The following is a 9792-nucleotide window of genomic DNA, read 5'->3' on the forward strand; positions in this document are numbered from 1 at the left end:
AAAATAAGAATTAAGAAACAATCGTGACTATCCATTTGTCATCGACATTAAGTCCGTCGTGAAGTATTTCTGCGTCTGTAATTAATACTCGGTTTGAATTGGTTTTATCCATAACAAGTTTTTTTGTAAGCGTTGTTTTATCTGTTATGCGGTAGTCATCGATAAAAATTTCGTATTGTGAACCTACAAGTTTGAAAATAAATCTTGGCGATATATCCGAGGTTGTAAAATTAAAGGTGCCAGCAACCGATCCAGTTTTTCCTTGGTTAGGGGATTTCATAGGAATTATTTGCTCGCTATCACCAAAGAAAAGATTTTTGTTTGGGTTGTACATGAGTACTGGTTGACTTAATTCTGCTGTTTGAAGCTTTGGATTTGTCTTTGAAACCCAGTATGTTTCTGCACTTTTATTGTTGTTTGCTTTATCTATTCCCTGTATTGTGTAATTAATAAAGCTGTTTTTTAAGGCGCTTGTGTTAGGAATAATATAGTTTTGATTTAATGATGACTGTATTTGGAATGTATAAGGCATTTAAAAATCCTTTTAGTGATTTAAATTACATTTTTAATCTCCCACATATTTTTTTTACTGGTCACTGTAATTACTGTCAGGCAATAAGTTTAATGCTTGCCATTCTCTGAGTTTTTCTGAAATCTGATCCTGAATCCAATAAAGGGCGCTGTCTTTATCTAGTCCTTCATCGCGTAATTTGTCGTAGTCGGTGTAGATGTGGCGGATATAGGCAAGCAGTGTCAGGCGCACGGCATTTTGTGCAGTGAGGCTGCGCATATGCGGTGCGGCGGCTGCTTCGCGGATTTGCTCTGCGTCAAAATAGGGCGTATGTGGTGCCAATAAGCGGAGCGCCAGTTCAATCTCTTTGCGGCGTTTTGCGGATGCGGCCATGGAAGCTTCCTGTGATGTGCTTTGCCGTGATTATGCTTAAATCAAATATGGTATTTTAAAACTTTTATCAGTCGATTTTAGTTGCAATAATCGCATAGATCACATAAACATATCTTTATGTGTTTTAAATGCGGAGTGCGGTATGACTGGCAAGCCTTTGGCTCTTGAAGAAATGGTGGAAGTGCTGAAGGCTGCGGCAGAGCCAAGCCGGTTGCGTATTCTGACGCTGCTTGCCGGAGGTGATCTGACGGTTTCTGATCTGACATCTATCCTCAACCAGTCTCAGCCGCGTGTATCCCGCCATCTCAAATTGCTGAGTGAAGCCGGTTTAATCAGTCGCTATCAGGAAGGGTCATGGGCCTATTTCCGCCTGTCGGAAACACCGATCCATCAGGGGCTTTCCCGTGCACTGATCGGTTGGCAGGATAATCAGGATCCGCTGCTGCTGCGCGATCAGGAACGTCTGGCACAGGTGAAAGCCGAGCGCCATGAGCGGGCAACTGCCTATTTCAGCGCCAATGCAGAAAGCTGGGATCAGATCCGCTCGCTGCATATTGACGAAACAATGGTTGAAGATGCGCTGCGTGGTATTGTCGGCGAACAGGCTTTCCAGTCTATGCTGGATATCGGCACCGGTACCGGCCGTTTGCTGGAAATGTTCAGCCCGCTTTATGTGCGCGGTGTGGGCATTGATATCAATCGCGATATGCTCACAGTTGCGCGCACCAATCTGGATCAGGCCGGTGTTGCCCATGCGCAGGTGCGTCAGGGCGATATTTATGCGCTGCCGGTTGACCGCGACGGTTATGATCTGGTGACTATCCATCAGGTGCTGCACTTTCTTGACGAGCCGCAATCGGCCATTCGTGAGGCTGCGCGTGCGCTGCGCCCGCAGGGGCGTTTGCTGGTGGTGGATTTTGCCCCGCATGATCTGGAATTCCTGCGTGACGAACATGCCCATTTGCGGCTTGGTTTCAGCGATGAGCAAATGACCGGCTGGATGAGAGCCGCAGGGCTTGAGCCGGAGAAGATTGAAGCGCTTGAGCCGCAGGGCGGGCAGGCTTCCGGACTGGTGATTAAACTGTGGCTCGCGCGTGATCCGCGAATGCTGATCGCCGATGCTGCCTGAGATGCACTTTGAGGCGCACTTTGAGGGGCATCGGCAATATTGAGTAGCATTCCAATGTTTAGCTTTGCGCCATTCAGGTGCGGGCAGGCGCAGTTTTGATTTTCTTCATGGTGACGTGACCATGAATATTTGCCCCATGGTGCAAACTATGACGGCAAGAATAACGGAGATTTCCGATGTCTAGTTTTGGCCAGCAGCGCCGTTCCGAGAGTGCGCATCCGATCCGTGTATCCTTCGAGTTTTTCCCGCCGAAAACTGAAGAGATGGAAGATCGTCTCTGGGAGACAGTGACGCGTCTGGCACCGCTTAATCCGGCTTTTGTTTCGGTGACCTATGGTGCGGGCGGTTCGACCCGTGAGCGCACCAATAAAACCATTGCCCGTATCATCAAAGAAACATCCATTACACCTGCCGCGCATCTGACCTGCGTGGATGCAACCAAGGAAGAGGTCAATTCGATTGTCCGCTCCTTTGCCTCTTTGGGCGTGACGCGCTTTGTGGCACTGCGTGGTGATCCTGCAAGCGGCATCGGTGAAGCCTATCAGCCGACACCGGGTGGCTATCAGAATGGTGCCGATCTCGTGGCCGGTCTTAAATCCATTGCTAATTTTGATATCAGTGTCTCTGCCTATCCGGAGAAGCATCCGGAAAGTCCGGATTTTGCAACCGATATTGAGATGCTGCGACGCAAAGTCGATAATGGTGCAACCCGCGCGATTACGCAGTTCTTCTTCGATAATGATCTTTATGAGCGTTATGTGGAGCGTGTGCGCCGCGCAGGCATTTATATTCCGATTATTCCGGGTGTTTTGCCGATCCATAATTTCAAGCAGGTGGCGAATTTCTCCAAACGTGCAGGAACGCGCATACCGGCATGGCTGGCAGATCGTTTTGACGGGCTGGAGAATGATCCGCAGACGCATATGTTGGTGTCAGCGGCGCTTGCAGCCGAACAGGTCAATGATCTGATTGAGCGCGGGGTGAATGATTTTCATTTCTACACGATGAACCGCTCGGATTTGGCTTTTGCGATTTGCCATTTGCTTGGGGTGAGGGCGCCGGTAGCGGCCTGAAAATATATGGGATGAAACGAAAAAGCCCTGCGGAAAAATGTTTCCGGCCTGCAAAATGTCTCTGATTAAGACCGTAATCTGTATATTTTCTGATTATGAAACCGAAATGCAGATATCAGGTCAGCATCTGAAATTCAGATGGTGAATATGCGAGGTCAGGGAAATACACCGACAATCATTGCTGCGACAAAAACAAAAGCTGCGCAAAATACCAAGGCATTGATTGAACGCGTTAAACCCATATGGATTGCCTCCTGAGCAGGTTGTAAGTTCAGTTTTCAAATGCCGTATGAACAACATTCAAAGGCCGGAAAGTCACTCCTGACAGAACCCGATCTGAGGGAATATGCCGGAGCCGCTTCTCTTAACTCTAAACCGGAAATGCCGCTTCCAGTCTCTTTAACCACCCATGCAAGAGGCATGGTCTCACGATCAAATTGACTGTTTTTTAACTGTGTCAGCACATTTCCCGTTTGTGTCATTTTATCGACATAAACGGCCAAAGAAAAGTCTAATTTCATGGGAGGGCACTGGACGGAGCGGCGAAGGAAGCTTTCGCAATCAATGCAGAACTTTAAACTTGTAAAAAATACAATATGTTAGGCAGGTGTCAAAAGTTTTGATGCCGCCGTAAATTTTTTTACAGACGGCATTAAAATCCCACTAAATTTATAGCTTTTCGAGCAATTCACGTGTCGGCCATGAATCGGCAGGCATGCCCAAACGCAGCTGTTCAGTACGCACAGCATCTCTGGTCATGGTGCCGAAAACACCATCGATTCGACCCATGTCATAGCCGCGTACAACGAGCTTGTTCTGCAGTTCTTTCAGCTCTTCTGTTGAAAGACCGGCTTCCGGTGTGCCGAGCAGGAATGGCTCGCCGCCAGCCAGACGCGCTGCGAAATAAGCGGCGGTCGTGGCATAGACGATGGATTTGTTCCATTCGACGAAAATATCAAAATTGCGGTAGGAGAGGAATGCCGGTCCTTTGCGTCCCATAGGGATGAGCAGGGAGGCGTCACCGTCATCAGCGCCGAGTGCATTGCCATTGACGGACTTTACACCCCAGCCGCTCCATTTCGAATGGGGCAGGCGATAAGTGCGGATGGAATTCTCCCATGGCAGATCCTGTGTCAGCTGCACGGTTTCCAGCCAAGGCTCGCCGCGCTGCCAGCCGAGTTCAGACAACATACGGGCTGCGGTCATCACCGCATCAGCTACGCTGTTGCGCAAATCCACTTTACCGTCATTGTCGCCATCGACACCGCGTTCCAGATAATCTTTCGGCAGCAATTGCATCTGGCCGATTTCGCCTGCCCATGCGCCTTGTGTGCCGGCATCAACGACGCCTTTATCCATCAGTTTCAGCAATGCGATCAGCTGCGGACGGAAAAGCTCCGGACGACGGCAATCATGAGCCAGCGTAACGAGCGAGTTCAGCGTGTCAAAATCGCCCTGAATAGCGCCAAAGTCTGTTTCCAGTCCCCAGAATGCAGCAATCACCGGCCCCGGAACGCCATAGGTATCTTCGGCCTTTTTGAAGACATCTGCATATTTCACGAGATTTTCGCGGCCTTTTTTCAGGCGCTGTTCGGAAATCAGACGTTTGGAGAATTCGGCAAAGGTCAGGTTGAAAACGGTCTGCGTGCGGTCACGCTTCAATGTGCGTTCATCAAGCTGGGCTTTATGCAGCTCGGCAAGTGCCTTGTCTGAGATGCCTGCGGCTTTGGCTTCAGTCACCACGCCTTCAAGCCAGACATTATAATCACCGCCGCAGGCCGGTTTTTCAATTGCGACAGCGGCCGGTGCGGATGATGCTGCCGAGGGAGCCGCAGGCTGCGTTGCTGTAGCAAAAGCAAAGCTTGCAGTAGAGAGAAGAGTAGCGGCAGTCAGAAGTGGTTTAAAAACTGATCTGAAGGCAGACAGGGAGGCAGGGCGTGACATAACTCAGTTCTTTCTGCAGCAGGCCTCGGTAAGGTCTTGCTGTTTTGGTTGATCGGGCCGGTTTTGACCAGAGCGTTCAAGTTTTCTGAATTATGTCCTGCATAAACATTTTGTGAAAAAGAAGATGGTAAAGTCAGATTCACGCAGTAAAGGCGATTTTATCTGACTTTGTTGCTTTCCAGCCACTTTCTCCACTGGGCATGATTGCCCGCGAATACGTTAATATCAGCGTCACCCTTGATGCCGGGAATTGTACCTGTGCCGGTATATTGCCAGAAGACCCACGGGTGAGGGCCGTATTTTTCATCCGGATGACCGGCTGTGGAGCGCAGCCAGAACGGATAATCGCTGAAACTGCGCAGGTCATTGTCATCGAAGAAATCAACCGTTGTATAGATGACCGGCTTCTTGCCGTAATGACGCTCGATCATGGTCAGGAATGTGCGCATTTCCTTGCGCACAACAGCTGGATCAGGACGAAGTTTACAGGATGGTGACAGCGGGTTCCATTCCATATCCAGAACCGGCGGCAAGGCGTTCGGGTCTTTCGGTACATTGCGGATATACCAGCGTGCCTGATCGGCTGCACTGCGGCAGAAATAATAGAAATGATAGGCACTGCGCGGAATTCCGGCTGCGCGTGAACCTGCCCAATGTTCCGCAAAGCGGTCATCAACGCGGTCGCCGCCTTCTGTCGCTTTAATAAAGACAAAAGAAATGCCGCTGTTGCGCACCTGCTGCCAGTCAACTTTGTCCTGATATTTGGAGACATCCGTACCATGAACCGGATAATGCCACGGGGTTTTACCGGTATAGTCATGAGGCTTGCGATCATAGAAGCGCGGCGCCTTGGCACTGGAAGAAGGAAGAGCAATCCCTGTGCCGGAGACAGAACCTGCCGACGGTTTCACATCTGAAAAATCATAATCCACAGATGTACATGCACTCAGCACAAGGCTGAGAACGGCAAGTGCTGCTGGCTTCATCGGGTATCATCTCACAACAATCACAGGGAAATCATGAATGCTTTCTTACTGCAAAAGGTTAAATTTTTCCTTTAGAGGAATAAGGATAATTCGTGCCACCAGCGGGATGCAGGCGGACGCATTTTGTCTCAGCCGGTCAATGTCTTGTGCCAAACTGTTTGATTTATAAATATTTTTTGATTAGTTGGGTCATAACTTATACAGGTTTGACGGGGATACTGTCAGAATTGCCGGAATAAAAAGCGGAACAATTAAATATTTCCGGCATTAACGAGAGATTGTAAGCCGCCTTGCTGAAGGCGGTTGAGGAGGTCAAATGTATCGTCTGCTGGCTTTTATCCTTGCTGTCGGTGTGCTGACCGGTTTGGTCTTTTCCGGCGGATTTTTGACGCATGACAAGACTGCACAAAAACAACCTGACAGTGTCGCAGCCGTTATTGCTCATTCGGAGCAGGAATTGCAGTCAAAGGCCGATCAGGAACTGGCTGAAATTGACGCCAAGGCTGCACAGAACAGTGTTGCAGGCCCTGCTGTGCTTTTGCCTGAGCTGAAGAAACCACTCACAGAAGAAGATGTGAGAGTTGCGGTGCAAAAAGCAGGTGAAGATGCAGAGAAAACCGCTCTGAGTGTCGGTCAGACTGCAGATCAGGCGGCGGCAGCTAAGAAAACTGCAGAAGACTTCGTACGTGTGCGTATGGAAAGTCAGATGCGTGCGGAACAGTCATCTGCAAACTCCATGTAAAATTATAAGAGCATTCCGGCTTTCGTTTGCATTGCCGGAAATGCTTTCTCTTTATGCTGTATCCATCTCTTTCTGTCCAATGTCCTTAGCGTTCCGGCGCTGGCTGTCAGCAATGTCAGCTGAATTTCATTCAACTCTTTGCGCTTGATGGTTTTCATCAGAGTTGTTTTGAATTACATAAGCTTATGTCGATTTGGTCCAGTATCGCTGATTTTTTAACGCAGACGGCTTACAGTGCGTTTTCCGGAGTGATTGAAGCTGTCCGTACCTATTTTGAGGGCGATGCGGAAACGCGCCGCCGTGTTGCTTTTTCCATTGCCATGATCGCGCTGTCTGCCAAAATGGCAAAAGCTGACGGCATTGTCTCGCAGCATGAAGTGCGGGCTTTTCAGGATATTTTTGAAGTACCGGAAAAAGAGGCGGATCACGTCTCAAGACTGTATAATCTTGCCAAGCAGGATGTGGCCGGTTTTGAGAGCTATGCCCGTCAGATTGCTTCGCTGTGCCGTTCCTCCCAGCAGAACGGGGCGGAAGAGCCTTGCGGTGCGCTTTCCGATGTTCTCGATGGTTTGTTCTATATCGCCAAAGCCGATGGCTATGTGCATGATAAGGAAATGCAGTTCCTGCGGCGTGTGGCGGAAATTTTCGGTATTGAAGAAGACGAGTTTTTGCTGATCGCCGGAAGGCACGTCAATCTCGGCCCTTCCGATCCCTATGCTGTTCTGGGTTTGACGCGCGGCGTAGGATTTACCGAGGCCAAGCAGCATTACCGCAAACTTGTGCGTCAGAACCATCCGGATCTGGTGATTGCCCGCGGTATGCCCTATGAATTTCAGAAAATAGCCAATCACCGTCTGGCTGCAATCAATGCGGCCTGGGCGACACTTGAGAAACAATTGGGTCAGCATGACTATGCAGGATAATTCAACACCGGAAGCCGGTTTGGCACAGAATAATCAGGCCGCCCCGCGCGCCTTGCTGAGCAAAGCTGACTATGAGGGCGCTGTTATTGATGCATCTGCCAATTTCGGCCCGCGTAAAGACGGTAAAGAACCGCGTTTTCTGATCCTGCATTATACGGGGCTTGCGACTGCGCAGGAGGCTCTGGATATTCTCAAATGTCCTGAACGTGAAGTCTCGGCACATTATCTCGTGCATGAAGATGGTCAGGTTGTGCAGATGGTCGCGGAAAGCGAACGCGCATGGCATGCAGGCCAGAGCTGCTGGAAAGGGGAGCGGGATATCAATTCTGCTTCTATCGGTATCGAGATCGTCAATCCGGGTGTGCTGGAGAATTTTCCGCCTTTTCCTGATGCGCAGATTTCATCAGTGATCTCTCTCTGCCGCTCGATTTGCGAACGCTATAATATTGCGCCGGAGAATGTGCTTGCCCATTCGGATATTGCGCCGGAACGCAAGATTGATCCGGGCGAGAATTTTCCGTGGGAGACCCTGTTTAAAGCAGGCATCGGTCATTGGGTTGAACCGGCACCGATCCGCGGCGGACGGTTTTTTGCCATGGGCGATCAGGGGCAGCCGGTTGAGGCTTTGCAGTCCATGCTGGCAATGTATGGCTATGATATCACCATCAATGGCGAGTTTAACGAGCGGACCAAAGTAGTGCTGAGTGCATTTCAGCGCCATTTTCGCCCGATTCAGATTGATGGTGTGGCGGATATCTCGACAATTGAGACACTGCACAGGCTTATTTCGACGAATTTGCGTGAAACCGTAACCAGCTGATTTTTAAAAAGACCTTATTGTTGGCAGCAAGAAATAATCCGCTAATGTTACAGGTTTTTGCAATCTGTGACTTGCCCCGACAATCTTCGGCTGCATTTCCCCGTCAGATACAACCTCAATTTCCTTGAGCAAGTCTGGTGATGGGGCGGACTGTTTCCCAAAAGGAAGGGCGTTGAAAGCTGGTTTTGCATGTTTTGCAAAACCTTTCGACGGATTATGCAACAGTTCCAACGGTTAAGGTTTATGATTAAAAAAATTGGATTTTTATGCGCTCTCAGCGGGGCGGTGGTTTCGTTCGGTCTGACACCAGCCATGAGTGCACCGGTACTTGAAAAAACAAATCTTGTAGACATCCTGAAAGCAAAAAAAGAAGCTTCAGAAAAGACTGCAACAAAGAAGAATGAAGCGACTAAAAACAAGGCTGATACCAGCCGTACTGCCTATCAGAAACAGGCTTCCGGTACTGCCAAAATGCCGGTTATTGAGCGTCGTTCCGCTCGCACCCGCATTGATCTGAATAATCAGATCAGCGGCAAAGCAGAAACCAAGCAGGCGCAGACAGATAAGTCAGGCAAGCCTTATTCCGGCATCATTGCCCGTTATGCATCTTCCTATGGCGTGCCGCTGGCACTGGCTCATGCGGTTGTGCGCAATGAAAGCAATTATCAGGCACATGTTCGCGGCAGCGCCGGTGAAATCGGTCTGATGCAGATCAAGCTCGGTACTGCACGCGGTCTGGGTTATACCGGTTCGGCAAAAGGTCTCTATGATCCGGCAACCAATGTGCAATATGGCATGAAATATCTTGCACAGGCACAGAAGCTCGGTGGTGGTTCAACCTGCGGCACAATTCTGAAATATAATGCCGGTCACGGCGCCAAGCGTATGAACCCGACATCTGCAAAATATTGCAGCAAAGTTAAAGACTTCATGCGTTCATTCTAAGAGCACAATTGCGACCGTTAACTGAGGTCAGTTAACTGCAAATGCCCTATGCCTGTTTATATTCAGGCTCTGGCGGGATATTTTGTACGCCATAACCTAAATCTAAACAGCCCTTACACAGCAGGGCTGAGATTTTATACAAAAGCTGGGTTTCCGTCGCCGGAGCCCAGCTTTTTTATTGCGTTTTATGACAGATCAAGCCTATAGACGCATGTCAGCCGGTCGGGCAGCCGCGCTTGTTCAATACCGAAAGGTGGCAAGTGAGGAAAGTCCGGGCTCCATGGAAACACGATGCCGGGTAACGCCCGGCGAGGGTGACCTCAGGG

11 protein-coding genes are annotated in these 9792 nt (G+C 49.5%); 6 read left to right on the forward strand and 5 right to left on the reverse strand.

All coding sequences use genetic code 11. The features are described 5' to 3' along the window. Positions 1 to 10: 10 nt before the first annotated feature. Together A918_RS0110375 and A918_RS0110380 are read right to left on the reverse strand one after the other, a co-directional pair. Complete coding sequence (locus tag A918_RS0110375) at positions 11 to 532, reverse strand: hypothetical protein (RefSeq protein WP_022710998.1); 522 nt, start codon at positions 530 to 532, stop codon at positions 11 to 13. Positions 533 to 586: 54 nt separating this feature from the next. After that, positions 587 to 904: a DUF2293 domain-containing protein gene (locus A918_RS0110380; RefSeq protein ID WP_022710999.1), complete on the reverse strand. Its 318-nt coding sequence runs from the start codon at positions 902 to 904 to the stop codon at positions 587 to 589. A 142-nt stretch (positions 905 to 1046) separates the two neighbouring features. On the opposite strand from A918_RS0110380, the gene A918_RS20115 reads away from it, so the two are divergent. Beyond that, entirely contained in the window at positions 1047 to 2033 is a 987-nt protein-coding gene (locus A918_RS20115; protein ID WP_022711000.1) for a metalloregulator ArsR/SmtB family transcription factor, read from the forward strand. A gap of 176 nt (positions 2034 to 2209) precedes the next feature. Further along, positions 2210 to 3106 (forward strand): methylenetetrahydrofolate reductase [NAD(P)H], encoded by an 897-nt coding sequence (metF, locus tag A918_RS0110390; RefSeq protein ID WP_022711001.1) that lies wholly within the window; start codon positions 2210 to 2212, stop codon positions 3104 to 3106. A gap of 278 nt (positions 3107 to 3384) precedes the next feature. On the opposite strand, the gene A918_RS21800 is transcribed toward metF, so the two are convergent. The 3 genes from A918_RS21800 to A918_RS0110410 all read right to left on the reverse strand — a co-directional run bounded on the left by A918_RS21800 (position 3385) and on the right by A918_RS0110410 (position 6036). Then, positions 3385 to 3627, reverse strand: a complete 243-nt coding sequence (locus A918_RS21800) for a hypothetical protein (RefSeq protein ID WP_139316405.1) — start codon at positions 3625 to 3627, stop codon at positions 3385 to 3387. Positions 3628 to 3775: 148 nt separating this feature from the next. Beyond that, the gene (locus A918_RS0110405; RefSeq protein ID WP_022711004.1) at positions 3776 to 5050 is read right to left on the reverse strand and encodes a lytic murein transglycosylase; all 1275 of its coding nucleotides are present in this window, start codon (positions 5048 to 5050) and stop codon (positions 3776 to 3778) included. Positions 5051 to 5208: 158 nt separating this feature from the next. Next, on the reverse strand, positions 5209 to 6036 hold the full coding sequence (locus tag A918_RS0110410; protein ID WP_022711005.1) for a GH25 family lysozyme: 828 nt from the start codon (positions 6034 to 6036) through the stop codon (positions 5209 to 5211). 316 nt (positions 6037 to 6352) lie between these two features. Between A918_RS0110410 and A918_RS0110415 the strand changes: the two genes are divergently transcribed. The 4 genes from A918_RS0110415 to A918_RS0110435 all read left to right on the forward strand — a co-directional run bounded on the left by A918_RS0110415 (position 6353) and on the right by A918_RS0110435 (position 9466). Then, complete coding sequence (locus A918_RS0110415; protein ID WP_022711006.1) at positions 6353 to 6778, forward strand: hypothetical protein; 426 nt, start codon at positions 6353 to 6355, stop codon at positions 6776 to 6778. 185 nt (positions 6779 to 6963) lie between these two features. Beyond that, positions 6964 to 7701 carry a DnaJ family molecular chaperone gene (locus A918_RS0110425; RefSeq protein ID WP_022711008.1) on the forward strand — a complete coding sequence of 246 codons (738 nt, stop codon included), beginning with the start codon at positions 6964 to 6966 and terminating at the stop codon, positions 7699 to 7701. Beyond that, positions 7691 to 8521: an N-acetylmuramoyl-L-alanine amidase gene (locus tag A918_RS0110430; protein WP_022711009.1), complete on the forward strand. Its 831-nt coding sequence runs from the start codon at positions 7691 to 7693 to the stop codon at positions 8519 to 8521. Before A918_RS0110425 ends, A918_RS0110430 begins: the two co-directional genes overlap by 11 nt. Before the next feature lie 243 nt (positions 8522 to 8764). Then, positions 8765 to 9466 carry a lytic transglycosylase domain-containing protein gene (locus A918_RS0110435; protein ID WP_022711010.1) on the forward strand — a complete coding sequence of 234 codons (702 nt, stop codon included), beginning with the start codon at positions 8765 to 8767 and terminating at the stop codon, positions 9464 to 9466. Positions 9467 to 9792: the final 326 nt, after the last annotated feature.

This window comes from Pseudochrobactrum sp. AO18b (assembly GCF_000409565.1).
Lineage (GTDB): Bacteria > Pseudomonadota > Alphaproteobacteria > Rhizobiales > Rhizobiaceae > Pseudochrobactrum > Pseudochrobactrum saccharolyticum.